General features: G+C 61.3%; 28 protein-coding genes. 20 read left to right on the top strand and 8 right to left on the bottom strand.

Annotation, left to right across the window (positions count from 1 at the left end; genetic code table 11):
* The first annotated feature begins 130 nt into the window (after positions 1-130).
* The 10 genes from G9X68_RS06940 to G9X68_RS06895 all read left to right on the top strand — a co-directional run bounded on the left by G9X68_RS06940 (position 131) and on the right by G9X68_RS06895 (position 9,407).
* Complete coding sequence (locus tag G9X68_RS06940; protein ID WP_171601771.1) at positions 131-436, top strand: hypothetical protein; 306 nt, start codon at positions 131-133, stop codon at positions 434-436.
* 292 nt (positions 437-728) lie between these two features.
* Positions 729-1,400, top strand: coding sequence for a class I SAM-dependent methyltransferase (locus tag G9X68_RS06935; RefSeq protein WP_171601770.1), 672 nt, complete (start codon positions 729-731; stop codon positions 1,398-1,400).
* A 19-nt stretch (positions 1,401-1,419) separates the two neighbouring features.
* Positions 1,420-2,055 carry a TetR family transcriptional regulator gene (locus tag G9X68_RS06930; RefSeq protein ID WP_171601769.1) on the top strand — a complete coding sequence of 212 codons (636 nt, stop codon included), beginning with the start codon at positions 1,420-1,422 and terminating at the stop codon, positions 2,053-2,055.
* 308 nt (positions 2,056-2,363) lie between these two features.
* Positions 2,364-3,245, top strand: coding sequence for an aldo/keto reductase (locus G9X68_RS06925; RefSeq protein ID WP_003545036.1), 882 nt, complete (start codon positions 2,364-2,366; stop codon positions 3,243-3,245).
* 642 nt (positions 3,246-3,887) lie between these two features.
* On the top strand, positions 3,888-5,165 hold the full coding sequence (locus G9X68_RS06920) for an alpha/beta hydrolase (protein ID WP_171601768.1): 1,278 nt from the start codon (positions 3,888-3,890) through the stop codon (positions 5,163-5,165).
* Positions 5,166-5,342: 177 nt separating this feature from the next.
* Positions 5,343-6,593 carry an NAD(P)/FAD-dependent oxidoreductase gene (locus G9X68_RS06915; RefSeq protein ID WP_171601767.1) on the top strand — a complete coding sequence of 417 codons (1,251 nt, stop codon included), beginning with the start codon at positions 5,343-5,345 and terminating at the stop codon, positions 6,591-6,593.
* Positions 6,594-6,602: 9 nt separating this feature from the next.
* Positions 6,603-7,313, top strand: a complete 711-nt coding sequence (locus G9X68_RS06910) for an SDR family oxidoreductase (protein ID WP_171601766.1) — start codon at positions 6,603-6,605, stop codon at positions 7,311-7,313.
* A 15-nt stretch (positions 7,314-7,328) separates the two neighbouring features.
* Positions 7,329-8,366, top strand: a complete 1,038-nt coding sequence (locus G9X68_RS06905; protein WP_171601765.1) for a 4-hydroxyproline epimerase — start codon at positions 7,329-7,331, stop codon at positions 8,364-8,366.
* 28 nt (positions 8,367-8,394) lie between these two features.
* Positions 8,395-8,817, top strand: coding sequence for a hypothetical protein (locus tag G9X68_RS06900; protein WP_171601764.1), 423 nt, complete (start codon positions 8,395-8,397; stop codon positions 8,815-8,817).
* A 236-nt stretch (positions 8,818-9,053) separates the two neighbouring features.
* Entirely contained in the window at positions 9,054-9,407 is a 354-nt protein-coding gene (locus tag G9X68_RS06895) for an ADP-ribosylation/crystallin J1 (RefSeq protein WP_171601763.1), read from the top strand.
* Positions 9,408-9,539: 132 nt separating this feature from the next.
* Here G9X68_RS06895 and G9X68_RS06890 read toward each other — a convergent pair whose 3' ends face one another.
* A complete protein-coding gene (locus G9X68_RS06890; RefSeq protein ID WP_171601762.1) occupies positions 9,540-10,208 on the bottom strand; it encodes a TetR/AcrR family transcriptional regulator in 669 nt (222 codons plus the stop codon).
* Between the two features lie 81 nt (positions 10,209-10,289).
* Here G9X68_RS06890 and G9X68_RS06885 point away from each other — a divergent pair, with 81 nt between their 5' ends.
* Positions 10,290-11,030 (top strand): SDR family NAD(P)-dependent oxidoreductase, encoded by a 741-nt coding sequence (locus G9X68_RS06885; protein WP_171601761.1) that lies wholly within the window; start codon positions 10,290-10,292, stop codon positions 11,028-11,030.
* Between the two features lie 145 nt (positions 11,031-11,175).
* On the opposite strand, the gene G9X68_RS06880 is transcribed toward G9X68_RS06885, so the two are convergent.
* On the bottom strand, positions 11,176-11,991 hold the full coding sequence (locus G9X68_RS06880; RefSeq protein ID WP_171601760.1) for an oxidoreductase: 816 nt from the start codon (positions 11,989-11,991) through the stop codon (positions 11,176-11,178).
* Positions 11,992-12,170: 179 nt separating this feature from the next.
* Positions 12,171-12,467 carry a YciI family protein gene (locus G9X68_RS06875; RefSeq protein ID WP_171601759.1) on the bottom strand — a complete coding sequence of 99 codons (297 nt, stop codon included), beginning with the start codon at positions 12,465-12,467 and terminating at the stop codon, positions 12,171-12,173.
* Positions 12,468-12,642: 175 nt separating this feature from the next.
* Between G9X68_RS06875 and G9X68_RS06870 the strand changes: the two genes are divergently transcribed.
* On the top strand, positions 12,643-13,056 hold the full coding sequence (locus G9X68_RS06870) for a winged helix-turn-helix transcriptional regulator (RefSeq protein ID WP_244956141.1): 414 nt from the start codon (positions 12,643-12,645) through the stop codon (positions 13,054-13,056).
* A gap of 63 nt (positions 13,057-13,119) precedes the next feature.
* Here G9X68_RS06870 and G9X68_RS06865 read toward each other — a convergent pair whose 3' ends face one another.
* Entirely contained in the window at positions 13,120-13,716 is a 597-nt protein-coding gene (locus G9X68_RS06865) for a TetR/AcrR family transcriptional regulator (RefSeq protein WP_171601757.1), read from the bottom strand.
* Positions 13,717-13,834: 118 nt separating this feature from the next.
* On the opposite strand from G9X68_RS06865, the gene G9X68_RS06860 reads away from it, so the two are divergent.
* Together G9X68_RS06860 and G9X68_RS06855 are read left to right on the top strand one after the other, a co-directional pair.
* Positions 13,835-14,008: a hypothetical protein gene (locus G9X68_RS06860; protein ID WP_244956117.1), complete on the top strand. Its 174-nt coding sequence runs from the start codon at positions 13,835-13,837 to the stop codon at positions 14,006-14,008.
* Between the two features lie 50 nt (positions 14,009-14,058).
* Entirely contained in the window at positions 14,059-15,024 is a 966-nt protein-coding gene (locus tag G9X68_RS06855) for an SDR family NAD(P)-dependent oxidoreductase (protein WP_171601756.1), read from the top strand.
* A 53-nt stretch (positions 15,025-15,077) separates the two neighbouring features.
* Here G9X68_RS06855 and G9X68_RS06850 read toward each other — a convergent pair whose 3' ends face one another.
* The 4 genes from G9X68_RS06850 to G9X68_RS06835 all read right to left on the bottom strand — a co-directional run bounded on the left by G9X68_RS06850 (position 15,078) and on the right by G9X68_RS06835 (position 19,633).
* Complete coding sequence (locus tag G9X68_RS06850) at positions 15,078-16,625, bottom strand: putative bifunctional diguanylate cyclase/phosphodiesterase (protein ID WP_171601755.1); 1,548 nt, start codon at positions 16,623-16,625, stop codon at positions 15,078-15,080.
* A gap of 397 nt (positions 16,626-17,022) precedes the next feature.
* Positions 17,023-17,697 carry a hypothetical protein gene (locus G9X68_RS06845; protein WP_171601754.1) on the bottom strand — a complete coding sequence of 225 codons (675 nt, stop codon included), beginning with the start codon at positions 17,695-17,697 and terminating at the stop codon, positions 17,023-17,025.
* Positions 17,698-17,925: 228 nt separating this feature from the next.
* Positions 17,926-18,402 (bottom strand): RbsD/FucU family protein, encoded by a 477-nt coding sequence (locus tag G9X68_RS06840; protein WP_168307878.1) that lies wholly within the window; start codon positions 18,400-18,402, stop codon positions 17,926-17,928.
* Positions 18,386-19,633, bottom strand: coding sequence for an ROK family transcriptional regulator (locus G9X68_RS06835; RefSeq protein WP_168307877.1), 1,248 nt, complete (start codon positions 19,631-19,633; stop codon positions 18,386-18,388). Before G9X68_RS06835 ends, G9X68_RS06840 begins: the two co-directional genes overlap by 17 nt.
* Before the next feature lie 225 nt (positions 19,634-19,858).
* Between G9X68_RS06835 and G9X68_RS06830 the strand changes: the two genes are divergently transcribed.
* The 6 genes from G9X68_RS06830 (at position 19,859) to G9X68_RS06805 (ending at position 26,093) form a co-directional block, all read left to right on the top strand.
* Entirely contained in the window at positions 19,859-20,878 is a 1,020-nt protein-coding gene (locus G9X68_RS06830) for a sugar ABC transporter substrate-binding protein (RefSeq protein WP_003545066.1), read from the top strand.
* A gap of 155 nt (positions 20,879-21,033) precedes the next feature.
* Positions 21,034-22,098, top strand: coding sequence for an ABC transporter permease (locus G9X68_RS06825; protein ID WP_168307875.1), 1,065 nt, complete (start codon positions 21,034-21,036; stop codon positions 22,096-22,098).
* 2 nt (positions 22,099-22,100) lie between these two features.
* Positions 22,101-22,883, top strand: a complete 783-nt coding sequence (locus G9X68_RS06820) for an ATP-binding cassette domain-containing protein (protein ID WP_131619478.1) — start codon at positions 22,101-22,103, stop codon at positions 22,881-22,883.
* Complete coding sequence (locus tag G9X68_RS06815; protein WP_168307874.1) at positions 22,880-23,512, top strand: nucleoside triphosphate hydrolase; 633 nt, start codon at positions 22,880-22,882, stop codon at positions 23,510-23,512. Before G9X68_RS06820 ends, G9X68_RS06815 begins: the two co-directional genes overlap by 4 nt.
* 175 nt (positions 23,513-23,687) lie before the next feature.
* The gene (gene pyrC / locus G9X68_RS06810; protein WP_171601753.1) at positions 23,688-24,734 is read left to right on the top strand and encodes a dihydroorotase; all 1,047 of its coding nucleotides are present in this window, start codon (positions 23,688-23,690) and stop codon (positions 24,732-24,734) included.
* Between the two features lie 180 nt (positions 24,735-24,914).
* On the top strand, positions 24,915-26,093 hold the full coding sequence (locus tag G9X68_RS06805; RefSeq protein ID WP_168307872.1) for a GGDEF domain-containing protein: 1,179 nt from the start codon (positions 24,915-24,917) through the stop codon (positions 26,091-26,093).
* Positions 26,094-26,224 lie beyond the last annotated feature (131 nt).

The raw sequence follows: 26,224 nt of genomic DNA, 5'->3' as shown, positions 1-26,224 counted from the left end.
TGAGCCGCCTTTTTCTTGATCGGCCCGCCGCTCACATATCCGTGACCTCTGCTTTAGCCCCGTAGTATGTGACAGATCGCCTTCCTAACTCCGGGGCGTAAATTCCACGAATCCTCCCACGGAGACGATTATGACCACGACTTTCAAGAACGGCCTGATGGCCGCGGCCTTCGGCGCAATCCTCGGCCTTTCGGCCTTCTCGGCCACGGCAGCTCCCCTCCAGTCGAGCGCGACGGAGCAGGGTGCAGCCGAGCGTCCGATTGCCCAACAACAAACCACGGTTGAGCACGACAGGCGCACGACCGGTTCGATCGGCGATCGCGGCTCGGAAACCTCAGGTCCGATGACGCCTTACATGATGAACCCGAAGAAGCCTCTCAAGATGGATTGCAAGCTCGGCTTCAACCCGGGGAGCGGCTCCAGCTGCAATTACTGACGAGACGCTTCGGCGTTCGCGATAGTGAGCGGCCCGCAATGGGCCGAAGGGGCGGCCTCAGGGTCGCCCTTTCGCATGCGGGGTGACTGGTTTCGCTGGGTCGATTGTCGCCCGCCTGAAAATGTTGCGCTGAATGCAAAAATGCAATAAGTACAGAATCGCGCAAACTGTTGACAGTGGGTGTTGCGAAAAGCCGCAGCGACGAGCGTTGACGCCTCTGCCTTGGAATTGCCATGCTCGCCGCGATGGTCCTTTCTCATAATCAATCGAATTTCAGACAGGTGGGATAGTCATGACTGCAAAGGCCGCATGCTCCGATTTCCTGCATTTTTTCCGCTCCTGGGTCAGTAACCCGCTTCGGGTCGCGGCCATCGCGCCGTCGGGGGATTCGCTTGCCAGAATTATGACCAGTGAAATTGCCGCACTCGACGGGCCGATCATCGAGCTCGGCCCGGGAACCGGCGTCTTCACCCGGGCGCTGCTGGCGCGCGGCGTGAGCGAAGCGGATCTGACCCTGATCGAGTACGGCCCGGAGTTCATCTCATCGCTGCAGGCGCGTTTTCCGACGGCGCGTGTGTTGCAGATGGATGCCGCCCATCTCGCCCATGCCGATATTTTCGAAGGCGAACCGGTCGGCGCGGTTGTCAGTGGCCTGCCGCTGCTCTCCATGTCGCCGCGCAAGATCGCCTCGATCCTGGCCGGCGCCTTCGCCTACATGCGCCCTGGCGGCGCCGTCTATCAGTTCACCTATGGTCCGCGCTGCCCGGTGCCGCGGCCGATCCTCGACCGTCTCGGTCTGAAGGCGGTGCGCATCGGCGGTACGGTCCGCAACCTGCCGCCGGCCTCGGTCTACCGGATTTCGCGCCGCAAGCCGCTGGAACTGTCGCGCGAGCGCTTCAGCTATCGTGAGAGCGGGGCCGACATCGACGATGTCGCCGCCTTTTCCAACGAAAGCGGCGGCTGAACGATGATGCCGGACCGGAATGGCTGAGGACAAGCGGACGGAAGCGACGGAAGGCAGGCGGGAACGCAAGCGGCGGCAGACGCGCGAGCGTATCGAGCAGGCGGCGATGACCCTCTTTCTGCAGCGCGGCTTCGACGCCACGACGATCGAGGACATCACCGAGGCGGCCGATGTCTCCAAGCGCAGTTTCTTCGATTATTTCCCCTCCAAGGAAGAGGTGGTTTTCGCCTGGCAGGATGCCTTCGCCGATCGCCTGATGGCGGCAATCGCCGCAAGGCCGGCGGACGAATCCTCCGTCACCGCGGTCGAGGCGGCGATCACCGCAACCGTCATCGCGGCCGTCGACGAGCCTGGTCTGGCGCTTGGGGACCTCATCCATCGCACGCCGGCGCTGAAGGCCCGCGACCAGCTGAAATACGCCAAACTCGAACAGAAGCTCGCCGAGGCGCTGCTTCTGCGCAAGGGAGGTGATCCGCTTGAGCGGCCCCGCATGCGCGTCCTTGCGGCAACCGTCATCGGTGCCCTGCGCGTCGGGGCTGAGCTCTGGCGGCAGCGCCCGCCAAGTGCTTCGCCGCAGGATTTCGCCCGGGAGATTTTCACCGACCTCTGGAAGATGCTGGCGGAATTCGGCAACGAGGCAAAGGCCGGGCGTTGACCGGGGCCGCCTGGGCCTCCGTGTGTACTTTCAACGACATCAGCTCGATGTCGATGTTTCCGCTCATCCCTGCCATCAGGCCCTGTTATCGGAACCGGGCCGTCCTATATCTGCAAGCGTCGCAGCGGCCGCATTCTGATGATCCCGCGACAGGCGGATCATCAGAATGCCGGGCATCGCTTTCGATCAGGGCAGACATTCGCGCTCGAAGGCATCTCCGAAAGCCTCGGCATCCGTGCCGCGGCTGTTGGACCCGCCTCCGACCGTTCGACCGATTTCAATGATTGATTGATAAGAGAGGAAAGACCATGTCCAGTTACAACGCAGCCAAATCAGGTACCTTCAAGATCGGCGGCGATATCGAGATCAATCGTCTCGGTTTCGGCGCCATGCGCGTTACCGGCAAGGGCATCTGGGGCGAGCCTTCCGATCATGCCGAATCCATCCGTACGCTGAAGCGCCTGCCGGAACTCGGCGTCAACTTCATCGATACGGCCGATTCCTACGGTCCCGATGTCTCCGAATGGCTGATCAAGGAAGCGCTGCATCCCTATGGCGGCAAGTCTGTCATCGCCACCAAGGGCGGCCTGACCCGCCACGGCCCCGATATCTGGCTGCCCGTCGGTCGTCCGGAATATCTGATCCAGCAGGCGCATAAGAGCCTGCGCAATCTCGGCGTCGAGCAGATCGATCTCTGGCAGCTGCATCGGATCGATCAGAAGGTGCCGGCCAAGGAACAGTTCGATGCGATCAAATCGCTGCTCGATACCGGCCTCATCCGCCATGCGGGTCTGAGCGAAGTGTCCGTTGCCGACATCGAGGCCGCCTCGAAGCATTTCAAGGTTGCGACCGTCCAGAACCGCTACAATCTCGTCGACCGCACCAGCGAGGACGTGCTCGATTACTGCGCCAAGCACAATATCGGCTTCATTCCGTGGTATCCGCTGGCCGCCGGCGACCTCGCCAAGCCCGGCTCGCTGCTCGATACCATCGCCAAAAAGCACAATGCAGCACCCAGCCAGATCGCGCTCGCCTGGGTGCTGAAGCGCAGCCCGGTCATGCTGCCGATCCCCGGCACGTCCAAGGTCAAGCATCTCGAGGAAAACGTCGCGGCCGTCGACATCACCCTCTCGAACGAGGAATTCTCGGCCCTCGACGCCGAGGGCAGCAAGGTCTTCAAGGCTGCTTGACGGGCAAACCGGCGAAATATGTCTGCCCCTCACCCTAACCCTCTCCCCGTAAAAACGGGCGAGGGGACGTGCCCTGCGACAGTTGGCGAGGAACGGGGAGGCCACGGTGGATAAGAGGGAATCGAGAGGGCGCGACATGTCCCTTCTCCCCGTTTACGGGGGTCCGAAGGACGGGTCGAGACCTGTGGCTCCACCCCGGTCGGTGCCGGCAGCCGGATGAGGGGCAGTTCCCCAGGCCGGGGCCACAATTTTCGGCATAATTTGACCATCCGGTCAAACATGCTGCAAAATGAGGCGGGCGTCTGTTATTTTGAGGGCAAGCATTGCGTCCAGCGCATTGCTGCATTGCGGTATTTTCGCTATTCCGAATCAAAAGAATTGGCTATTACTATCTTCGTAAGCAGCGCACTCCTCCTCCCAGCGCTCTTACATCGGACTGACAACACTCCTCCTCCCAGTTGTCAGTCAGGATCAAGAGCCCGGCGCACCTCCTCCCGCGTCGGGCTTTTTTCTTTTTTCCCAAGTCTCTATTTTCTCATGCCCAAAAAGGCTTTCACCTCTCGCGGTTTGACTCGGCAAGCCCCGTCGGACTATTTGAACAGGCGCCGCCTGTCCGGTGCGTGAACCGATTGGAGTTTGGTGATGATCGGCAAAAGAGGCGGCTTGCCCGCGGCTCTGACAGGTCTTCTGGTTGCAACGATGGCGCTCACCGGCTGCGGCGGCAGGCCGGTCGGTGTCATGCAGGCGGCCGGCACCGCGGCCCCCGGTACCTCCAAGGTCGACCTGCTCGTTGCGACGACGCGCGCTGCCGACGACAATCCCGCTGTGCTATTCTCCGGCGAACGCGGCACCGGGCTCGCCGTCAATGCCGTCGAGGTCTCGATCCCGCCGGAAGCCAATCGCAAGGCCGGCCAGGTGCAATGGCCAAGCCGCTTGCCGGCCGATCCGTTGCGCAATTTCGTCACCGTTTCGGTCGATCCCCTGGAAGGCGAGCGGGCCGGCGAGACCTGGTTGAAGACCCATATGCCGAAGAGCCGCCGCGTGCTGGTCTTCGTCCACGGCTTCAACAACCGTTATGAGGATGCCGTCTACCGCTTCGCGCAGATCGTTCATGATTCGCATGCCGACGTCGCTCCGGTCGTCTTCACCTGGCCGTCGCGCGGCAGCATCTTCGATTATAATTACGACAAGGAAAGCACCAACTATTCTCGCGACGCGCTGGAGGAACTGCTGACCCGCACCGCCGCCAATCCCGCTGTCAGCGACATCACCATCATGGCCCATTCGATGGGCACCTGGCTGACGGTCGAATCGCTCAGGCAGATGGCGATCCGCAACGGTCACGTCGCACCGAAGATCAACAATGTCATCCTTGCCTCGCCGGATCTCGATGTTGATGTCTTCGGCCGCCAGTTCGCGAGCCTCGGCAAGGAAAGGCCGCACTTCACCATCTTCGTCTCGCAGGACGATCGCGCTCTGGCGCTGTCGCGGCGCATCTCCGGCAATGTCGACCGGCTCGGCCAGATCGATCCCTCCGCCGAACCTTACCGCAGCAAGCTCGAGGCGGCCGGCATCACCGTGCTCGACCTCACCAAGCTCAAGGGCGGCGACCGGCTGAACCACGGCAAGTTCGCCGAAAGCCCCGAGGTGGTAAAGCTGATCGGCGACCGGCTGATTGCCGGCCAGACGATCACCGATTCCAATGTCGGTCTCGGCGAGGCCGTCGGCGCCGTGGCGATGGGCGCTGCCCAGACCGCCGGAAGTGCGGTCAGTGTTGCCGTCAGCACGCCGATTGCGATCTTCGATCCGCGCACGCGGCGCAACTACGACGCCCAGCTGAAGCGTCTCGGCCAGTCGGTGAACAACACCGTCGGTTCGGTCGGCGACAGCGTCGGCGCCGGCTTGCCGGAAAGCCAGTAAAGTTCCACAGAGCAATTCCAGGCAAAGTGCGAAGCGGTTTTGCCGGGAATTGCGTAAAACAAGAGGTTAGAGCGATTCTGCGTTTCCATGAAAAGCTGAACCGCTCTAGGCATCACCGCCGTTGTGATATATCAGATTCATCGCGGCAATCTTGTCTGCCGTGCGATGGGTTGATTCATGGCGGATGAGACGAAGAAAAGCGTAGTCGTCGTCGGCGCGGGCGTGATCGGCGCCTCGATCGCCTTCGAGCTGCAGCGGCGTGGTTTGCAGGTGACGCTGATCGACAAGGGCGAGCCGGGACGTGGCACCTCTTTCGGCAATATGGCGAGCATTGCGCTCGATTTTGCCGCCGGTTCCGGCCCTTCGACCTGGAAGAAAATCCCCGGCTGGCTGCTCGATCCCGAAGGCCCGGTCTGGCTGCGTCCCTCTTATGCCGCCAGGATGCTGCCCTGGTTCCTGCGCTTCCTCGCTGCCGGCCGGCCGTCGCGTCTCCGAGAGATCGAGGATGCCGGCATGAGCCTGTCGAACCGGGCGCTTGGCGATTTCAGGGAGATGCTCCAGGCGATCGGCGCACCCGACTTGATGACCGAAGAAGGCTGTCTGGCGATCTATGAGACGGAGGCGGAATTCGCCGCCGATCGCGGCCACCTCGCCAGGATGCAGCGCTACGGCCTCGAATTCGAGGTGTTGAGCAACGGTGCCATTCAATATTACGAACCCACTTTGTCGCCGGCGATCGCCAAAGCCGTGCTGCTCCCCGACAACAAGTCGATCCGCGACCCCTATCAATTGGTGGTCACACTCACCGAAGCCGCAAAGGCTGCGGGCACGACTTTCGTCTCCGGCACTGTGCGGAATATCGAGCGCAGGGGCGATGGCACCGCCGTCGTTCTCCTCGAGGATAACCGCCGCATCGAGGCCGGTTCGGTGGTGCTTGCCGCCGGCGTCCACACCCGTTTCCTTGCCGAAAAGCTCGGCGAGCCGATCCCGCTCGAAACCGAGCGCGGCTATCACACGCAGATCATGAAGCCCGGCATCGCGATGCGCTATTCGGTGATCTGGCCGCACCGCGCCTTCATGGTGACGCCGACGGCGGGCGGCATTCGTGTCGGCGGCAATGTCGAGCTCGCCGGTCTCGATGCCGCGCCCGATTTCCGCCGTCCGCGGGTGCTGGTGCGCCATGCCCAGCGTGCGCTGCCCGGCCTCAAGGTCGAGGAGACGACGGAGTGGATGGGTCATCGTCCGGCGCTGCCCGATACGATCCCGATCATTTCGCCGTCGTCGAAGATGCCCGGCGTTTTTTATGCGACCGGCCACGGCCATCTCGGCCTGACCTTTTCGGCAACGACAGCGCTGGTGATCGCCGATATGGTGACCGGGCTCAAACCATCCCTCGATATGACCCCGTTCCGCATAGACCGATATTAGGAGGCCCCGATGTCCGATACCACTAAACCCGTAGCGCTGATCACCGGCGGCGGCCGCGGCATGGGCGAGGCGATCGCTCGCGAGCTCTCCGCCCAAGGCTATCAGCTGGCGCTGATGTCGCCTTCGGAAAGCTGCGAGAAGCTGGCGGCCGAACTTGGCGGCGTCGCCTCGCGCGGCGTGGCCGAAAAGGCCGAGGATCTGAAGGCGATCTTCGACCTGACGATGAAGACCTATGGCCGCATCGACGCCGTCGTCAACCTGAGCGGCCATCCGCCGAAGGGCGACCTGCTCGATATTTCGGATGAGAACTGGACGCTCGGTTCCGACATGATGATCCTGTCGCTAGTCCGCATGGCCCGCCTGGTGACGCCGGTCATGCTGAAACAGGGCAAGGGCGCCTTCGTCAACATCACCACCTTCGCCGCTTATGAGCCGACGCTGGTCTTCCCGGTTTCCTGCACCTACCGCGCCGCTGCCGGCGCCTTCACCAAGCTTTATTCCGATCGTTATGCGGCCGACAATATCCGCATGAACTGCATTCTGCCGGGTTATATCGATAGCTTGAACCACAAGCCCGGGACCGCCGAGACGGTCCCGATGAAGCGCATTGGCTATGTGGAGGAGATCGCCAAGACCGCGGCCTTCCTGCTCTCCGACGGCGCGGGTTATATCACCGGCCAGAATATCCGCGTCGATGGCGGCGTCACCCGTCACGTCTGATCTGGAGTTTTCGATATGAGATGGAAGCGCACGATCCAGTTGCTGGATGTCCATGCCGAAGGCGAGATCGGCCGCGTCGCGATCGGCGGCGTGCCGAAGATCCCCGGCGATACCGTGGCCGCGCAGCTGCATTGGCTGAACACCGATCCGAAGGGTGACGAGCTCCGCCGCTTTCTCTGCCTCGAGCCGCGCGGCGCCCCGATCGGCTCCGTCAACCTGCTGCTGCCGGCAAGGCATCCTGAGGCGGATGCCGCCTTCATCATTCTGCAGCCGGACCAGGCGCATGCCAGCTCCGGCTCGAATTCGATCTGCGTCACCACGGCCTTGCTCGAATCCGGCATCGTCGAGATGAAGGAGCCGGAGACGATCGTCACGCTCGAAACCGCCGCCGGCCTCGTCAAGGCGACGGCGACCTGCCGCGACGGACGCTGCGAGAAGGTGAAGCTCACCATGGTGCCCTCCTTCGTGCATGAGCTCGATGTCGGGATCGACACGCCGCATTGGGGAAAGATCAAGGCCGATATCTGCTATGGCGGCATTTTCTATGCGCTGGTTGATGTCGGCCAGATCAATCTGACGATTGAGAAGGCCAATGCCGCCGGCCTCGTTCAGGCCGGCATGATCCTCAAGGAGCTGATCAACCGCGACATCAAGGTCGTCCATCCCGAGATCCCGGCGATCTCAGGCGTCGCCTATGTCATGTTCCGCGATACCGAAGCCGACGGCACGGTGCGCACCTGCACCACCATGTGGCCGGGCCGGGCAGACCGTTCGCCCTGCGGCACCGGCAATTCCGCCAATCTCGCCACGCTCTATGCCCGCGGCAAGGCCAAGGTCGGCGACACCTTCACCTCGAAATCGATCATCGGCTCCGAATTCGAAGTCGGCCTCCAGGCGGTGACAGAGGTGGCCGGCCGCCCCGCCGTCATCCCCACCATCACCGGCCGCGGCTTCACCTTCGGCCTGACCCAGGTGGCCCTCGACCCCTTCGATCCGCATCCGGGTGGTTTTGCGCTGACGGATGTCTGGGGGCCCGCGGCGGGAGAGATTTGAGCGTTTATCGGAAACATATTGGATCTCAATGAGCTATCCCGGCCGGAGACTTCCTTTCACGGTTGAAGTTGGGAAACATGGGGAGCCTCCGCCGCTCAATGTTTCTCATCTGTCGGAGGGCCGCATCGTTCTGATTGGGGGTAGCCGGATATCGGGCACGTATGAACTTCGGCAAGAAATTACCTTTGTTGACGAAGGCAAACGTTGGGAGAACGAGGACCTGTACTCCAAGCTAGTCGATCTCAATTCGAATGGGGTTCCCTTTCAATTTCAACCAAGAGAAATGGGATCGCCTGATATGCTGATGGCCTGGTGGCAAGAGATCGGGAAGATCAAAGTGAGCTTCAAGGAGATTTTCTGGCGTAGTCCAGATGATTGGTTGCTCACGACGATTGAGCCTCCTGTCATCGGAACGCGTGGTTGGGCCGGACCCAAACCTTTCGGATGTTGAGTTTTGACCAAAGAATCTCGCTAGCGCGGCAATGCATGTGAAAAAGTTGGTCGCGGAACGCCGGGCTACGAGGATTTGAACGGGCTTCGCAATACGCTTTGGTCTTACCTTAATCACTATAAGTCGACCCTTTACGAGCACGGCATTGGTTTGCCTTTCTCTGAAGATCAACCGTTTGAATGACGTCCAAAGGCTGGCTCGCTGAGAGACTGTCGGATTGCCGCAGAGAGAAGAACATGAGCAAAGATATCGAGACCGTGACCCTGTGGCGTCCGGTCGGGCCTGAGGAACTGGCGCTTATTCGCGATCTCGACATGCGCGGATTTCCTCCGCGCTTGCCCGACCAGCCGATCTTCTATCCCGTGCTGTCGGAAGATTATGCCGTGAAGATCGCGCGCGACTGGAATGTACCGAGGAGCGGGTCAGGCTTCGTGACGAAGTTTGACGTGAGAAAGGATTACCTCGACGGCTATGCGGTCCAGGAAGCGGGCGGCCGGGCGCATCTCGAATACTGGATACCTGCAGAGGAGATGGATCAGTTCAACGCAGCGATCGTCGGAACGATCGAGGTCACGAAGACGTTTCCGTAACCGTTTCCTGTTCTTCGCGAATGGTGCGCTTCGGCTTGGCCGATGCAAGCGCCGTTGCTCCCGCGGTCCCGCGAAGCTTCCGCGACCAAAAGGTGACACAGGAGCATCCGCGTAACGATATTCGAAACGCGGTCAGCCCAGCCTGCGCTCAGCATCCCCGGTTCGAGTGTCCCAACCCAGCATGGCCAGCTCGGCGACGGCCTCCAGTTCGCCGCGGGTCGCTTCGTCGCGGGCCAGGATCGACATGCCGTTCTGAACGGTCTGCACGAAGCGGGCGAGTGCGTGGACGTCGGTCGAGACCGGAATTTCGCCTGCTGATATCGCCTGGTTCAGGCGCAGCTTCAGGCGCTCGAGCGTGACGGCGCGGGCGGCTCGTACGAGTTCGCCGAGTTCCGCGTGGCCCTCGCTGCCGACCGAAGAGAGCGCCACCATGCAGCCGCGGGGAATATCCACGACACAGCCGGTCAGGGCAGCGGCCGAATCCATCAGAAACGACCTCACCGCCTCACGGGCCGTGCCTGCGGAAAAGAAGCCGGCCCAGACGAGCGCCTCGTTGTTGTCGCGATAGTGGCGCAACGCCTCGGCATAGAGCGCCTCCTTCGAGCCGAATGCCGCGTAGAGACTCGGCGATCCGATCCCCATCGCCTCGGTGAGGTCGGCGATCGATGTCGCCTCGAAGCCCTTGATCCAGAACAGGCGGGTCGCCTGCGCCAGGGCGGCTTCCCGATCGAACGCTCGCGGCCTCCCGCGACTGCGGGCAGGGGTTTCATTGACGTGCGACATCTCATCCGATTTTTGCATCGATCATTATATAAACCCATTGACACCCCATCGCAACGTGCTTAGCTATTTATGTGTCGATCACTACAGAAAGAGAAGATCATGACAGAACTGGCTGGAAAGCGTGCCCTCGTCACGGGTGGCTCGCGTGGCATTGGCGCCGCCATCGCATTGGCGCTTGCAGACAACGGCGCTGATGTCGCCATCACTTATGAGCGTTCGGCCGATCGCGCCGCCGACGTCGTGCGGGCTATCGAGCGCAAGGGCCGCAAGGCGCTTGCCATCCAGGCCGACAGCGCCGATCCGGCGGCCGTGAAGCGCTCGGTTGACGAGGCGGCCCAAGCACTTGGCGGTCTCGACATTCTCGTCAACAATGCCGCAATCGCGCTTTACGGTGCGATCGCCGATGTCAGCGTCGAGCAGATCGATGCGCTGCTGGACGTCAATGTGCGGTCGCCTCTGCTCGCTTCGCAGGCCGCCATTCCCTATCTGCAGGCGGGAGGCCGCGTGATCACGATCGGCTCGGTCGGCGCCGAACGCATCGTCGGTGACACCGGCACGGTCTATTTCATGACAAAATCCGCGCTCCACTCGTTTACCCGCGGCCTCGCGCGGGAACTCGGATCTCGCGATATCACCGTAAATCTGGTCCAGCCGGGTTCGACCGACACCGAAATGAATCCCGCCAACGGCGACTTCGCCGACTTCCAGCGTGCCCTGATCCCACTTGGCCGTTACGGCGAGCCGGAAGATGTGGCGGCGGCTGTGGCTTTCCTCGCAAGCCCCGCTGCAAGGCACATCACAGGAACCATCCTCACAGTGGATGGCGGCTTGAACACCTGAATCGGGATCTGTTGCCTCGCGCCTGCAAAGACATGGGGGTCGAGAGAGAGCGGTCCCTTCGAATGCGAGCCGATCGCTATTAGTGTCTTGCCTGCGTCTCGTGCCGGATACCGGCATGAGACGCATTGTTGAGCCGCAGCCTGTGTCAGACTGGCAGCTTCATCTGCTTGCGCAGGCTCTTGTCGAATGCACTGGCGGGAACGAAGCGGCGCAGGAAGTGCAGTTGACGGGCGGCTTTGCTGGCGGGATAGCGCAGTTTCGGCGATTTCGCGGTGGCTGCCTTGACGACCGCTTCGCCAACCACTTCGGGCGCATCGCCTGCTTTGATGGCGCTGTTCCAGACAGAATTCATCGTTTTGCGGGCTCCATCGTAGACGCCAATCATCCGGTCGGGCTGCGTCGAGTTATGGTCGAGAGCCGTGCGGGTAAATGCCGGTTCGACAAGCAAAACGCGGATCCCCAACGAGCGGACTTCATGGTCGAGGGATTCGGAGTAGCCTTCAACGGCATGTTTCGTAGCAGTATAGAGCGCGCTGAACGGGCTCGGAATAAAGCCAACGACCGAGCTGATGTTGATGATGCGGCCGCTGCGCTGGTTTCGCATGATCGGCAAAACCTCGTTCGTGACGCGAATGATACCGAAGACGTTCAGGTCGAAGAGCGCCTGAGCTTGTTCGACGGAAGACTCTTCCGCTCCGCCGATCAGCGCGCCGCCGGCATTGTTGACAAGCAGGTCGATCCGGCCAGCCTGTTTCATGATCTCGGCGATCATGCTGGCGACGGATTGACCGTCCGTCACATCGCAGGTCAACATCGTAATGCCATTGGCCGAGCCGACTGTCGCCTTGCGGCTGGTTCCGAAGACGCGGTAGCCCGCGGTTACCAGAGCCTTTGCGGTGGCGCGGCCGATACCGGCCGCTGCACCTGTGACGACGGCGACGCCCCTATTGTTGCTGCTCATTTCAATTTTCCTTTGGTACCGCCAAGAGCGATGGGTTGTGGGATATTTTGGTCGTCGTTTTCAGGTCGGATGGCGTGATGAGACCATCCGTTCGAACCCGGGTTGTTGGGGATAGAGGGTGACTTGTTCACCAGGTGAGCGCTGGCGAAAGCCCTTTGGAAATCAGGGCCAATGCAGCGTCAGCCGCGCGCCTTTAGATGGAGCATCGGATGATGTTCATAATAGCCGGCGCCGTTTTTCACGATGGGATCTTCCGAGGTGATCGCCTCGATGTCTTGATCATCGGCAATCTGGTAAAGCGAGACACCGTAGCCGCCGGCAGGATCCATCACCGGACCATGGGCGACGATCTTTCCCTCATCGAGAAGCGCATCCAGAAAAATCCCGTGCTGCTTCAGCCATTCCTGCTCGTCGGCAGACATGGTCGCCAGAAAGTCTGTGCGCGGCGGAATGTATTTGCAGAGGTAGTATTTCATGATTTGGCTCCTCAGTTGACGTCCTAAAGACGATAGCGACGCCCATCGACTGACCCTGCCTGCATTTGGACCGTCCTTTGCGGTGGAATATCGTTCCGCATTCAGTTACTATCAATTTACAACTAAGTCACTATCAAAAAGATATCAATATGAAGATCTTTCAAACCAGCCCTGTCTGATTGCCCGTAGCCTCGCCTTGGTGGGTGATGCTTGGAGTATGCTGATCATGCGCGATGCTCATGCCGGGTCGACCCGCTTCGACGCGTTCCGCAAGAGTCTGGGCATAGCACCGACCATGTTGACCAGTCGGCTGGCGGCTCTGACAGAGGAGGGGCTCCTGGAGAAACGGCGTTATTCTGAGCGGCCGCCCCGGGATGAGTATGTCCTGACAGAAGCGGGTCAAGATTTCCTGCCGGTGCTGTTTGCTCTCGGCGCCTGGGGCCGGAAGCACCGTGCCGGTGGCGATGTCACCCAATTTTTCGATGAAGAGACGGGAACCGAGATCGATCCGCTAACCATAGACCGTGTAACCGGCGCACCGATCGGTAGCCGCCCCATTCGCATCGTTATGCCTAAATCCGGCGCGTAGGCCTTTGAGGGTGGGGACATCTTCCCCGCCTTTAGTTTGCCTCCGTCGCGTAACACCGTGATATCAAAGTGTGAAACGGCCGGTCGGCCAGGTGGACAGCGCTTGTTCGACAACGGCCTCCAGCATCTCACGGCTGAACCCGGCTTTGGCCTGCACCGCCATGCCATGCGTGAGAGCCATCACGAAAGCTGCAAGGGCATCGGCTTTGGCCGTCTCCGGCAAGTCGCCCTCGGCCTTTGCCCGTTCGAAGCGTTCACGAAGCTGCGCCTGACCAGCCGCACGGAAATCGATCAACGCTTGCCGCACAGGTTCGGCGTCATCCGATCCCGCCACGGCGCCATTGATGCCGAGGCATCCGGTATGGTCGGCATAACGCGTATTGAGATCGGCTGCGTTGAAGAGGATATGTGCAGCAACTTGACGCGACGTGGGCAGCTGCAGCGCCTCCGGAATATAGTGCAGGAATCGCTCGGAATAGCGATCGAGGGCTAGGCGGAAGAGGGCTTCCTTGTTGCCGAATGCAGAATAGAGGGCGGGTCTCTCGACGCCGGCAGCCTCGGTCAGGTCGGTATAGGAGGCGCCCTCGTAGCCCTTGCGCCAGAAGACGCATAAAGCGGCATCGAGCGCTTTCTCCACATCGAATTCGCGATGGCGTCCCATCAGGTCAATCCAGCTTATTTCATAATGACCGTTACTAAACCGGTTGACGGCGCATGTCAAATTTCATACCGATTGTTATCGTAATGAATGTTATGAAATCTGAGGGGTGCGGACCGACATGCCGGCAGAGGTGCTGGGCGAGGGTGTCCCCGAGGCGCTCATGAACCTGCACGCCATTCGCCGGATTGCGACGCTTGAGGAGGTGTCTGCCCTCATCTGTCATCTGGCAGGGCCGAACGGCGGCTACATCACCGGCGGCGTGATCGACGTGGCCGGTGGCTTGGCAATCTGAACGTCGAAGACCAAGACGAAACTCTTACCCGCGCAATTGAAGGAAAAGAAATGACCGAGAAATTTGGTGCAAAGTCGACCGCCGACGAGGTGCTTGCCGGCGTCAATCTCAAGGGAAAGCGGTTTCTCATTACCGGCGTATCGTCAGGCATTGGGCTTGAAACCGCCCGCGCATTGGCGGCTCACGGCGCAAGCGTCGTCGGCGCGGTCAGGGACCTCGCCAAAGCCGAGCGGGTCACGGCATCGGTGCGTGACGCCGCGTCGCAAGGAGGTAGCAGCCTGGAGCTGATCGAGCTCGATCTGGCATCCCTGCAAAGCGTTCGCGCCTGTGCCGACAGGCTGTTGGCGGCCGGCCAGCCGTTCGATTCCATCATCGCCAATGCCGGCGTCATGGCAACCCCGTTCGCTCGGACGGCCGACGGCTTCGAACTCCAGTTCGGGACCAACCATCTCGGTCATTTCGCCTTGGTCAATCGGATCGAGCCGCTGCTTACCGATAACGGCCGCCTGGTGGTGCTGTCGTCCCAGGCGCATCGCGTCGCCGATGTCGACCTGGACGATCCGAATTTCGAGCGACAGGCCTACGATCCATGGCTCGCCTACGGCCGATCGAAGACGGCAACGTCTCTCTTCGCCGCGGAATTCGACACGCGGCATCGCGACCGCGGCATTCGAGCCGCCTCGGTGATGCCCGGCAATAGCCTCACAGATCTGCCCCGCCATCTCCGGCAGGAAGACTTGCAGGGCCTGTTCGAGGCCGTTGGCAAAGCCCGCGCCGAAGCCGGTCTTCCGCCGGCAGAGCTGAAAGACATCCCGCAGGTGGCGGCAACGTCGGTCTGGGCCGCAGTCGTGGCTGATAAGGACGAAATCGGTGGACATTATCTCGAAGATTGCGCGGTCGCGCCGATCAATGACACGCCCAACCCCTTTGCCGACGGCGTCAGGTCCTATGCGCTCGACGCCGACAAGGCCAAGCGACTTTGGGCGAAAAGTGAGGAATTGATAAGCGTAACTTGAAGTCGGTAAGCTCGTATCGGCTCTCATTCAGAGCCGACATACCGCGGCCCCCATCAACCGCGTTGCAAAATTCTGGCGCTGACCTGGCCTGTGGCAAGCTCCGCGACCGGCGCTGGCCTGCCAAGCAGATACCCTTGGCCGATGTCGCAACCCAGGTCCTGAAGCCGCTGAAGCTGGCTCTCCTCTTCGATACCCTCGGCCGTTATCGTCACGCCAAGTCCCACACCGAGAGCGATGATCGCCTTGATCACCTTGTCTTGCTTGTCATTGGTCTCGAATGAGGAGACGAAACTCCTGTCGATCTTGATCTTGTCGAACCGGTAGTTGGATAATTGTGAGAGGCTGGAATAACCTGTTCCAAAGTCGTCGAGAGCAATCCTGACGCCTGCGTTCACCAGATCGTCGAGCACGATTCGTGCCGTGACGGCATCTTGGATGATGGCGCTCTCCGTCACCTCAAGCTCGATCCGATGCGCGGGCAGACCGACATCGCCCAATATCTTGAGAATTCGCAGCCCCAGTAGTCGGTCGCTCAGTTGGATCGGAGAAAGGTTGAATGACAGGACAAGCTCACTTGGCCACGAAAGCGCATCGGTGCAGGCGTGGCGAAGCAGTTGGTCGGTCAATTCGACGATCAGGCCGGCTTCCTCTGCCACAGGAATGAACTCGTTCGGTGGGATGAATTCGCCGGAGGCCGTCTTCCAGCGTGCCAGGGCCTCGAAGCCGATAATCCTATTCGTCTTCAGGTCTACGAGAGGTTGATAGTAGGGAACGATCTCAGCCTTCTTGATGGCTGCTCTCAGATCCGCTTCCACCCGAACCCGCTTCGCCAACTCGTCCTGCATCGAAGGCACGAAGGGCTTCACCAGATTGCGCCCCTGCTTTTTCGCCACATACATCGCACAGTCTGAATGTCGAATGACTTGACTGAGGTCATCGCCGTTCTCCGGGAAAAGCGCGAAGCCGACACTGGCGCCGAGGTCGACGGCGACACCATTGAAAGTGAACGGCTTGCCGATCACCGTCACTATGCGGTTCCCCAACGCGACAAGATCGGGATTTCCGGTGCGCCGTGCCAGAACAACGAATTCGTCTCCGCCAAGGCGGAAAACGTGTTCACGGGGAAAGAGGGAGGAGAGCCGCTGAGCAACAGTCTTCAGCACCGCATCACCGTGATCGTGCCCCAGGAGGTCATTGATCTTCTTGAAGCCGTCGAGATCGATGCTGAACACGGCATAGGCTTCTTGTGCCTTTTGATCGGTCATCGCCTGCGCGCATACGGAATCCAGAAACCTGCGGTTAGGCAGTTCGGTCAGCGTGTCGTGACAGGCAATCCAGTCTACATTCTTTTCGGCCTGCAGCCGGCGACTGACCTCCCTCGAAAGATCCCGAATTCTCAGCGCGGAATAAATGAGCCCGAGAAACCCGGAGATATTGAGGGCGAGGAGCGCGTGGTCCAGCGGATAGTCATGATGCTCCTCGATGAACTCATCCAGCTCTTCATGCCATTGGAGGAACCAAGATAGGCAGAAGAGAAGCAGGAAGACCGCGAGCCAGGCAACGATCTCCATTTGCGGTCTGGTTGGTTGGATGCGAGGCATATGAACAGGCTCCTGTTGTGTGAAGAGCCGTCATGGCCAGTTTGGTACACTCGTTATCACTGAATGCCGACGACGGATGGCGCAACGTCACGGCATCGGCGGTCCCACGCCGTGATCGAAGACCGCCTCAATTCATTCGGGCGGAATAAGAGGGCCGGTATCGCAGTGGCTGATGGAGCCGCGCAGCACCGACAAATCCCAAAGGTCATCTGTGCGCTTGATAGGTTAATGGTGGGTTGCCTTTACGAAGGCACGGAGTTTCGCTGCGCAGAATGGATATCTTTGCCGCAAATCGGATGAGGATTCGGTTTCATGGTGTCTACGGTCGCCGCAATCTGCCGTTCTTTCGAACGGCTGAAGAATCCGCGGATGGGTGCAGGGCGCATCCCGGAGCCGATCAATCTGCCAGCATCGTATCCGCCAGGCTGTAGCAGTGGCTCGCCTGATAGGCGTTCCGACCTCGGTTCATATGCGTCACATTGAAAGTCCGAATGGCGCACAAGATGCGGCGCTCCGCGAGGAACTTGCGGATCGAGGCCGAGCCCCGCACAGTGATGCCGAAAATGTCGTCGCCGCGCGGAAAAAAATAGCCGACGTCCTCGGGCGTCGCGACGCAGTCCTCGAGAAAAGCCTCGTCCACGTCGCCCTGCGCGGGTGAATGATCCGTGGTGAAATGCGAAAGATGCACCAGGAATCGTGCACGCAGGCCCTCGCCGTCGGCATAGAGCGTGAAAAGCTCCATCCAGCTCGCATTCACGCGGACGAGCGGCTTGTCGGACGTCGAGGGCAGACACGAAACCGACCAGTAGTGACGCTCGGTCTCGCGCGGGATGGGGATGCAGGTTTGTCCGTATACCCTGAGAATTTCCAGAACGTCTTGCGCCTGCGGGCGACGAAGCAGCTTCTGAAACCGTGGGACATATTTGAACCGCTGCTCCAGGGACTCCAGGCGTTCTTCGGCGTCGATCAACTCCGCCTCGCCTTCTATCCAAGCGTGCTGCTGCTCGGGATCCAGAAACTTGCGCAGGCCGGTGGTGCTGCGACGAGGAGGCGCGCTCATGTCAGGTGCCATGTGAGATCCGTGTCCTCATCGTTTCACCGGCCTAGTCCCGCGTGTCTATGCAGCCGCTTGACGTCCGCCGCCGATGGTGAGGCGCCGTTCGCAGCACTTGGCTTAGCAAGCGGTTTGCCGGCGCGGTGGACCAACCCACCGGCCGCACAGTAACATCCATCCAACGAATGGCGAAAGACTGACCTTCAGCCGGCCCGAAACCCCCGCTGCGCTTTTTTTCTGGAATTGCTAGTAGACGAACGGATCCACCTCGGCCGCCGCATGGGCGTCCGCTTCCTTGGGATAGATCACGCCCTTTCGCAGGATGATGTTGGCGTAGAGCCTGGGCTCGCCGGTCTGGATCAAGGCATGGGCAGTCTTCACCCTTCCGTAGAAATCCTGGCCGATCAGCGGCACCACCTGCCGGTGCGGCTCGTGGCGCGCACAGCAGTCGATCATCTCCTCATGCACGGGGTCGAGCTTGTCGCGCTCGGCCTTGACGGTCGAGCGGAAGATTGCTTCCGCCACGAAATCGTCGATCGGCAGCACGCTGAGCACGGCGTTGAGAACCGGGATGAGGCGGTGGCCGTCGAGCCGGATCAGCCGGCGGGCATGTTCGACGCCCGGATAATTGCCGTCGACGATGGCGATCTCGTCGCCATGGCCCATGGCGCGAAGCGTAAAAAGCAGCTCCGGGCTCAACAGCGGATCAAGTCCTTTCAGCATGGTCTACCTCCTTGAAGAGTACGTTCTGGTCGGTGAGGTAACGCGCGAAGATCGGCAGGCTGGCGCCGCCGATGGCGCGCGCCTGGGCGCCGACCGCGCCCTCGATGATTTCGGGCATGACGACGCCTTGCAGGTCGAGCTTGGCGGCTTCGTCGATGGTGGCCTGCACCACGCGGCTGCGCACCCAATCGGGAAAGCCGCCGTCGATGACGGCCGCGCTGAAATCGACGATCGAGGCGGCGGCGACGATTGCCTGCGCCAGCGCCTTGGCGCTGTCCTGGATCCAGGCTTCCATCGGCTCGCCGAAATCCACCCAGCCGTCGGCCGAATACCAGAGCGGCTCGGGATCGATGCCGCGCTCGCGCAGCATGTTTTCGAGCACGAAGATCGAGGCGATTTCGAGCAACTGCTTGGTCTCGCCGTCCTTGCCGCGCACTGGCAGCGGCCCGATCGCACCCGCCGTGCCGGTGCGGCCGGAAAAGATCGCCGAATTGAGCACGATGCCGCCCCCGATGAAGGAACCGATGAAGAAATAGACGAAATCCGGATAGGACGGTCCGACGCCGAAGACCAGTTCGGCGCCGCAGGCGCTGGTCGCATCATTCTGCAGAAAGACCGGATGCGAGACGCGCGCGGCGATGTCGGCTTGCAGGTCGATCTCGCGCCAGACCTCCATGGCGCCGGCCGGCGCGCCCACCTCTTCGGCCCAGTTCCAGAGCTCGAAGGGGGCGGCGATGCCGAGGCCGGCAATGCGGCCGCGCTGCTTGTCGTCGAGCCGCTCTTCGAGTTCGCGGATGCCCGAGGTGACGAAGGCAAGGATCTCATCCGGCAGCGGATAGGAATAGGTCCGGTGCAGCTGCATGCGGATGCGGCCGACGAAATCCATCAGCACTAGATCGGCGCTGCGCCGGCCCATCTTCAGGCCGAAAGAATAGACGGCGTCGGGATTGAGATGCATCGGGATCGACGGCTGGCCGACACGGCCGCGCACCGGATCCCCGCGCGACAGCAGCCCTTCCTTCTCCAGCACCCGCATGATGACGGAGACGGTCTGCGCCGACAGTCCGCTGCGGCGCGCGATATCGGCCTTCGACAGCGCGCCGTAGAGACGCACCAACGACAGCACGAGCCGTTCGTTATAGGCTCGCACCCTGACCTGGTTCGCACCGCCGGCCGGATTCAGAATTGGTGGCGGGACCGGTATGTTTGCCGGTCCATCCAAGGACGACATGGCCGCTCCTCCCGATTGTTGGCCTATGCCCTAATTCGATCGAGCATGCCACATCGGATTAATAATTCAATTGGATTTATTTATTGACAAGGCGATTTCTTTTCGCTCTTAATTGCCGTCGTCAAGGGCACGGGACCGGTGGAGGCATTGCCATCCACGGCGACGTGTCGTTCTGTAAATTCCGGCCCCGCAGGGGCGGCGCCGGCAAACTCTGGGAGGAGTTCCATGAAGAAATCTGTTCTCGCTTTCGGCGCGCTCGCGCTTGGTGTCACCTTTTCCGCTCCTGTCATGGCGGCTGACGTTGCTGCCTGCCTTATCACCAAGACCGACACCAACCCCTTCTTCGTCAAGATGAAGGAAGGTGCGACGGCCAAGGCCAAGGAACTCGGCGTTTCGCTGAAGTCCTATGCGGGCAAGGTCGACGGTGACAGCGAAAGCCAGGTGGCCGCGATCGAAAGCTGCATTGCCGATGGCGCAAAGGGCATCCTGATTGCTGCTTCCGACACCAAGGGCATCGTCTCTTCGGTCAAGAAGGCGCGTGAAGCCGGCCTGCTGGTCATCGCTCTCGACACGCCGCTCGAGCCGGCCGATGCCGCCGACGCCACCTTCGCCACCGACAACCTGCTCGCCGGCAAGCTGATCGGCCAGTGGGCCAAGGAAACGATGGGCGACAAGGCCAAGGATGCCAAGGTCGGCTTCCTCGACCTGACCCCGTCGCAGCCGACGGTCGACGTTCTGCGCGACCAGGGCTTCATGATGGGCTTCGGCATCGATCCGAAGGACCCGAACAAGATCGGCGACGAGGACGATGCTCGTATCGTCGGTCATGATGTGACCAACGGCAATGAAGAAGGCGGCCGCAAGGCCATGGAAAACCTTCTGCAGAAAGATCCGAGCATCAACGTCATCCACACGATCAACGAGCCGGCCGCGGTCGGCGCCTATCAGGCGCTGAAGGCCGTCGGCATGGAAAAGAACGTGCTGATCGTCTCGGTCGACGGCGGTTGCCCGGGCGTGAAGTCGGTCAAGGAAGGCGTCATCGGCGCCACCTCGCAGCAATATCCGCTGATGATGGCAGCCCTTGGCGTCGAGGCGATCAAGAAGTTCGCCGACAGCGGCGAAAAGCCGAAGCCGACCGAAGGCAAGTCCTTCTACGACACCGGCGTCTCGCTCGTCACCGACAAGCCGGTTTCCGGCGTCAAGTCGATCGACACCAAGGAAGGCACGGACAAGTGCTGGGGCTGAGCCCTGATTGTTGAAAGCAGATCGGCCGGGGCTTGATCCCCGGCCGTTTTCGACGGACGATGTTCCGTCGCCTCACGAACCGGCTAATCAAAGACCGGATGGATATCGGTGACGGCCCCCGCGCGAGTTCGGCGCGCGGATGCGGAGGAGGAACCATGACCGGAACACAGGAATTCGAACGTGTCCTCGACGGCAGCGACAAGAGCGTTGCCTCCTTCGAGCCCGAGAATGTCTCGCTGATCAAGCGCGCGCAGCATTTTCTCCACTCGACGCCGGCCGCCGTGCCGCTGATCGTGCTGGTGCTGGCGATCATCATTTTCGGGATGACGATCGGCGGACGGTTCTTCTCGTCCTATACGCTGACGCTGATCCTGCAGCAGATCGCCATCGTCGGTATTCTCGGCGCCGCCCAGACGCTGGTCATCCTGACCGCCGGCATCGATCTTTCGATCGGCGTCATCATGGTGATTTCGGCGGTTATCATGGGCAATGTCGCCATCACTTATGGCATACCGACGCCGATTGCAGTGGTCGCCGGGCTTGTCGTCGGCGGCCTTTGCGGATTGCTGAACGGCTTCCTCGTCGCCTACATGAAGCTGCCGCCCTTCATCGTCACGCTCGGCACCTGGAATATCGTCATGGCGACGAATTTCATCTATTCCGCCAATGAGACGATCCGCGACACCGACGTCGACGAAAAGGCGCCGCTGCTGCATCTTTTCGCCGTGAGCTTCAAGCTCGGCAGCGCCGTGCTGACCCTCGGCGTCATCGCCATGGTGCTGCTCGTCCTGGTGCTCTGGTATGTCCTCAATCACACCGCCTGGGGCCGGCATGTCTATGCGGTCGGCGACGATCCGGAGGCGGCCAAGCTCTCGGGTATTCAGACCAAGAAGGTGCTGCTGACCGTTTACGCCATTTCAGGCGTCATTGCCGGATTGGCCGCCTGGGTCTCGATCGGCCGCAATGGCTCGATCTCGCCGTCCTCGGCCGTCACCGATTTTAACCTCCAGGCGATCACTGCGACCGTGATCGGCGGCATCTCGCTGTTCGGCGGCCGCGGCTCCATTCTCGGCACGCTCTTCGGTGCCATGATCGTCGGCGTCGTCTCGATGGGCCTCAACATGCTCGGCGCAGACCCGCAATGGAAAGTCCTTTTGACAGGCGTGCTGATCATCGCCGCTGTCGCCATCGATCAGTGGATCAGAAAGGTTTCGGTGTAATCATGGCTCGCGAACCCCTTCTCACCGCCCGCGGTCTCGTCAAGCGTTATGGACGCGTGACCGCGCTCGACAATGCCGATTTCGACCTCTATCCGGGTGAAATCCTCGCCGTCATCGGCGATAACGGCGCCGGCAAATCCTCGCTCATCAAGGCGATATCGGGCGCCGTCACCCCGGACGAGGGGGTGATCACGCTGGAAGGCCGGCAGGTGCAGTTCCGCTCGCCGATGGAAGCGCGCGAGGCTGGCATCGAGACCGTCTATCAGAATCTCGCTCTTTCGCCGGCGCTGTCGATCGCCGACAACATGTTCCTCGGCCGCGAGATCCGCAAACCCGGCGTGCTCGGTTCGATGTTTCGAATGCTCGACCGGCCGGCGATGGAAAAGCTGGCGCGCAACAAGCTCACCGAACTCGGCCTGATGACCATCCAGAACATCAACCAGGCAGTGGAAACGCTCTCCGGCGGTCAGCGCCAGGGTGTCGCGGTCGCCCGTGCCGCAGCCTTCGGCTCGAAGGTCATCATCATGGACGAACCGACGGCAGCGCTCGGCGTCAAGGAAAGCCGCCGCGTGCTGGAACTGATCCTCGACGTGCGCGCCCGAGGCCTGCCGATCGTGCTGATCTCCCACAACATGCCGCATGTCTTCGAAGTGGCCGACCGGATCCATATCCACCGTCTCGGCCGGCGGCTGACGGTGATCGATCCGAAGGAATACACCATGTCCGACGCCGTCGCCTTCATGACCGGCGCCAAGGCTGTGCCGACGGAGCCCGTCGCGGCATGACGGCGAGCGTAGACGAAATTGCCGGCGAGGTTCTGAACCGCGCCGGCAACTCCAGGCGTTTCCTCGTCGCCATCGCCGGGCCGCCGGGTGCCGGCAAATCGACCATGGCCGACAATCTGGCCAACGCCCTGAAGGCGAAAGGCGAGAGCGTCGCGGTGCTGCCCATGGATGGTTTCCACATGGACAATGCCATTCTCATCGAACGCGGCCTGCTGGCCCGCAAGGGCATTCCGGAAACCTTCGATGTGCGTGGCTTCCTGGATATCGTCCGCGCGGTTCGCCCCGCAGATCAGGAAGTTCTCGTCCCCGTCTTCGACCGCTCGCGCGAGCTTGCGATTGCCTCTGCCCGGCCGATCTCTCCCGAGGATCGTTTCATTATCATCGAAGGCAATTATCTGCTCTTCACGCAGGGCAAATGGGCTGAACTCGACGGCATCTTCGACTACACGATCATGCTCGCCCCACCAATCGAGGTGCTGGAAGAGCGCCTTTGGGATCGCTGGCGCGGTTACAACCTGACCGAAGAGGCCGCCAACGCCAAGGTCTACGGCAACGACCTGCCGAACGGCCGGCTGATCCTCGAAAACCGCCGCCCGGCCGATGTGACGCTGGAGATCGCGCTGGCGTGATGCCGCGGCGATTGTTTTCATGTAAAAGCCAATGCATGTCGCCTGGAAGTGTGCAGCGCTTCCGGGATGACGACATGCATGAAACAAAGAGCTAAAGCGCGTCGCATGAATCGATTTCAATGCGCCGCGCTTTAGTGCTATCGAGGCCGCAGACGCATCGCTTCGGAGGCCTGCCATGCAATCGATCACCATCCGCCGTCCTGATGACTGGCATCTGCATCTGCGCGACGGCGCCATGCTGGAAGGCGTGATCGCCGATACGAGCCGCACCTTCGCCCGCGCCATCATCATGCCCAATCTCGTGCCGCCGGTCGTCACCACTGCTGACGCCAAGGCCTATCGCGAGCGTATCCTCAAGGCCTTGCCGGAGGGTCATCGTTTCCAGCCGCTGATGACGCTTTATCTGACCGAGCATACCAGCCCCGATGACGTGGAGGAGGGGAAGAACAGTGGCCTCATCACCGCCGTCAAGCTTTATCCCGCCGGCGCCACAACCAATTCGCATGGCGGCGTCCGCGACATGGAAAAGGCGATGCCGGTGCTGGAGCGCATGGCAAAGATCGGCCTGCCGCTCTGCGTCCATGGCGAGGTGACGACGCCGGAGGTCGATATCTTCGACCGCGAGGCTGTCTTCATCGAGACCGTGCTCGATCCGCTGCGGCAGCGCCTGCCGGAGCTGAAGGTGACGATGGAGCATGTGACGACATCAGATGGCGTCGATTACATCAAGGCGGCCAAGGGCAATCTTGCCGGCTCGATCACCACCCACCATCTGATCATCAACCGCAACGCCATCCTCGTCGGCGGCATCCGCCCGCATTATTACTGCCTGCCCGTCGCCAAGCGCGAAAACCATCGGCTGGCCTTGCGCGCCGCCGCCACCAGCGGCGATCCGCGCTTCTTCCTCGGCACGGATTCGGCCCCGCATATCGACCCGCTGAAGGAATGCGCCTGCGGCTGCGCCGGCATCTATACCTCGGTCAATACGATGAGCTGCCTCGCCCATGTCTTCGAACAGGAGGGCGCCCTGGAGCGGCTCGAAGCCTTCGTGTCGTTGAACGGACCGGCTTGGTACGGGCTTCAGCCGAACGAAGATCGCATCACCCTGTCACGGCAGGCCGACCCGATCATCTTTCCCGCCAAGATAGAAACCGGCGCAGGCCCGGTGACGGTGTTCGATCCGATGTTTCCCCTGCACTGGCAGGTGATCCAGCAGGCGTAAGCTCGCAGAATTCAATTTTAAATGGATTTTTTATCCTAAATCCCGGCCTAACGTTAAACGCGTAACATTTGTATTGTGCGGTGCATCATTTGTTAACGGATGCATAAGACATTCCTCAGCACCGACCCCATGAGCTGCCGACATCATCCGGCGCGGCTGCAGTCGCGGAGGCTGAGAAGCATGATGCTTGACTATAACTCCCTCTTGCTGGCGCTCGCCGTTTCCGCGGCCTGCCTTGCCGTGACGCTGATGGGCAGCTGGCTTGTCCGCCGGGCGGAAACCGTGCTGCTCACCGCCACCGTCGGCCTGGTCCTCGTCGTCAGCGGCATTTTTGTCTACAGCGCCTATGTGACGACACCTGAGAAGTGGTTCGGCGTCGGCAACTTCGTGCTGTTTCATGCCGGTTTTGCCACCATATGGGGTGCGGGCAGACAGTTCCTCACTGGTCACCTGTCCATCCGAGCCATCGCGATCCGTGCGCTCGCGGCGATGGTCTTTTCCGTGGTGCCGATGTTATCGGGGTATGACGGTCTGGCTTTCATCGTCGACAATCTCGCCATCGCCCTTTTGCTCTTTGCCACCGCCCGGCAATATTGGCTCGCCCGTGCCGAAGCACCGGCGCCGCTCCTCGGCATCACAGCGCTTTATACGTTGACGGCGATCTCCTTCGTGCTTTGCGCCGCCGTGCTGATATCAGACGGCAAGCTGGTGCTCGGCAAGGCCCCCAGCAACTGGGCCGAAGATCTGAGTCTGGCCGTCTGCATCGCCGGCATGACCGGGATCGGCGCGCTGTCGCTGGCGCTGCATCAATGGCGGCTCGCCGCCCGCCATCGCCTCGAGGCAATCACCGATCCGCTGACCGGCCTGCTCAACCGCCGCGCCCTGTTCGACGAGTACGGCACGCGCCCGATGGGCAACACCACCGCCGTCATCGTCTTCGATATCGACCATTTCAAATCCGTCAACGACCGCTTCGGCCATGCCGCCGGCGACAGCGTGATCAAGGCCTTCGCCGGCGAGCTCGCCGCCCATTGCCGCACCGGCGACATCGCCGCCCGGCTCGGCGGCGAGGAATTCGCGCTGGTGCTGAAGGAGATCATGCCCGGCCGGGCTGAACTCGCGGCCGAGCGCATCCGCCGGGCGTTCGAGGCGCGCGAGATCCAGATAGACAACGAAGTGCTGAAATGTACGGTCAGCGTCGGCGTCGCGCCCGGCCGCTCGAAGAGCCTAGATTTCGACGCCATGCTGAGTGCCGCCGACAAGGCGCTCTACGTCGCCAAGCGGGCCGGCCGCAACCGGGTCGAACTTGCCAGCCACCTGCAGGCGGTTCCGCTCGAGGCATCGCGCACCGCGTCTTGATTCCTGAGCGGCCCTCTCATAATATCGCCCTCGGCCGGATGCGGCCAGCCGCCCCGCGACGCCCGACGTTTGACACTTTGGCGTTATGGTGAATGCATCCAGATACCATCCTTCACATCCCTTGCCGTTTG

The organism is Rhizobium changzhiense (assembly GCF_013087625.1).
Taxonomy (GTDB): Bacteria; Pseudomonadota; Alphaproteobacteria; order Rhizobiales; family Rhizobiaceae; genus Rhizobium; species Rhizobium sophorae.
This window is presented reverse-complemented; position numbering and strand designations above follow the sequence as displayed.

What these genes read in the sequence shown, in the direction of transcription:
- G9X68_RS06845 (WP_171601754.1), bottom strand. Translation starts at nt 17,697, where the DNA reads ATGGCACCTGACATGAGCGCGCCTCCTCGTCGCAGCACCACCGGCCTG.
- G9X68_RS06915 (WP_171601767.1), top strand. Translation starts at nt 5,343, where the DNA reads ATGGCGGATGAGACGAAGAAAAGCGTAGTCGTCGTCGGCGCGGGCGTG.
- G9X68_RS06940 (WP_171601771.1), top strand. Translation starts at nt 131, where the DNA reads ATGACCACGACTTTCAAGAACGGCCTGATGGCCGCGGCCTTCGGCGCA.
- G9X68_RS06885 (WP_171601761.1), top strand. Translation starts at nt 10,290, where the DNA reads ATGACAGAACTGGCTGGAAAGCGTGCCCTCGTCACGGGTGGCTCGCGT.
- G9X68_RS06820 (WP_131619478.1), top strand. Translation starts at nt 22,101, where the DNA reads ATGGCTCGCGAACCCCTTCTCACCGCCCGCGGTCTCGTCAAGCGTTAT.
- G9X68_RS06835 (WP_168307877.1), bottom strand. Translation starts at nt 19,633, where the DNA reads ATGTCGTCCTTGGATGGACCGGCAAACATACCGGTCCCGCCACCAATT.
- G9X68_RS06815 (WP_168307874.1), top strand. Translation starts at nt 22,880, where the DNA reads ATGACGGCGAGCGTAGACGAAATTGCCGGCGAGGTTCTGAACCGCGCC.
- G9X68_RS06840 (WP_168307878.1), bottom strand. Translation starts at nt 18,402, where the DNA reads ATGCTGAAAGGACTTGATCCGCTGTTGAGCCCGGAGCTGCTTTTTACG.
- G9X68_RS06890 (WP_171601762.1), bottom strand. Translation starts at nt 10,208, where the DNA reads ATGCAAAAATCGGATGAGATGTCGCACGTCAATGAAACCCCTGCCCGC.
- G9X68_RS06920 (WP_171601768.1), top strand. Translation starts at nt 3,888, where the DNA reads ATGATCGGCAAAAGAGGCGGCTTGCCCGCGGCTCTGACAGGTCTTCTG.
- G9X68_RS06825 (WP_168307875.1), top strand. Translation starts at nt 21,034, where the DNA reads ATGACCGGAACACAGGAATTCGAACGTGTCCTCGACGGCAGCGACAAG.
- G9X68_RS06830 (WP_003545066.1), top strand. Translation starts at nt 19,859, where the DNA reads ATGAAGAAATCTGTTCTCGCTTTCGGCGCGCTCGCGCTTGGTGTCACC.
- G9X68_RS06910 (WP_171601766.1), top strand. Translation starts at nt 6,603, where the DNA reads ATGTCCGATACCACTAAACCCGTAGCGCTGATCACCGGCGGCGGCCGC.
- G9X68_RS06850 (WP_171601755.1), bottom strand. Translation starts at nt 16,625, where the DNA reads ATGCCTCGCATCCAACCAACCAGACCGCAAATGGAGATCGTTGCCTGG.
- G9X68_RS06805 (WP_168307872.1), top strand. Translation starts at nt 24,915, where the DNA reads ATGATGCTTGACTATAACTCCCTCTTGCTGGCGCTCGCCGTTTCCGCG.
- G9X68_RS06880 (WP_171601760.1), bottom strand. Translation starts at nt 11,991, where the DNA reads ATGAGCAGCAACAATAGGGGCGTCGCCGTCGTCACAGGTGCAGCGGCC.
- G9X68_RS06925 (WP_003545036.1), top strand. Translation starts at nt 2,364, where the DNA reads ATGTCCAGTTACAACGCAGCCAAATCAGGTACCTTCAAGATCGGCGGC.
- G9X68_RS06855 (WP_171601756.1), top strand. Translation starts at nt 14,059, where the DNA reads ATGACCGAGAAATTTGGTGCAAAGTCGACCGCCGACGAGGTGCTTGCC.
- G9X68_RS06895 (WP_171601763.1), top strand. Translation starts at nt 9,054, where the DNA reads ATGAGCAAAGATATCGAGACCGTGACCCTGTGGCGTCCGGTCGGGCCT.
- pyrC (WP_171601753.1), top strand. Translation starts at nt 23,688, where the DNA reads ATGCAATCGATCACCATCCGCCGTCCTGATGACTGGCATCTGCATCTG.
- G9X68_RS06860 (WP_244956117.1), top strand. Translation starts at nt 13,835, where the DNA reads ATGCCGGCAGAGGTGCTGGGCGAGGGTGTCCCCGAGGCGCTCATGAAC.
- G9X68_RS06900 (WP_171601764.1), top strand. Translation starts at nt 8,395, where the DNA reads ATGAGCTATCCCGGCCGGAGACTTCCTTTCACGGTTGAAGTTGGGAAA.
- G9X68_RS06935 (WP_171601770.1), top strand. Translation starts at nt 729, where the DNA reads ATGACTGCAAAGGCCGCATGCTCCGATTTCCTGCATTTTTTCCGCTCC.
- G9X68_RS06865 (WP_171601757.1), bottom strand. Translation starts at nt 13,716, where the DNA reads ATGGGACGCCATCGCGAATTCGATGTGGAGAAAGCGCTCGATGCCGCT.
- G9X68_RS06930 (WP_171601769.1), top strand. Translation starts at nt 1,420, where the DNA reads ATGGCTGAGGACAAGCGGACGGAAGCGACGGAAGGCAGGCGGGAACGC.
- G9X68_RS06905 (WP_171601765.1), top strand. Translation starts at nt 7,329, where the DNA reads ATGAGATGGAAGCGCACGATCCAGTTGCTGGATGTCCATGCCGAAGGC.
- G9X68_RS06875 (WP_171601759.1), bottom strand. Translation starts at nt 12,467, where the DNA reads ATGAAATACTACCTCTGCAAATACATTCCGCCGCGCACAGACTTTCTG.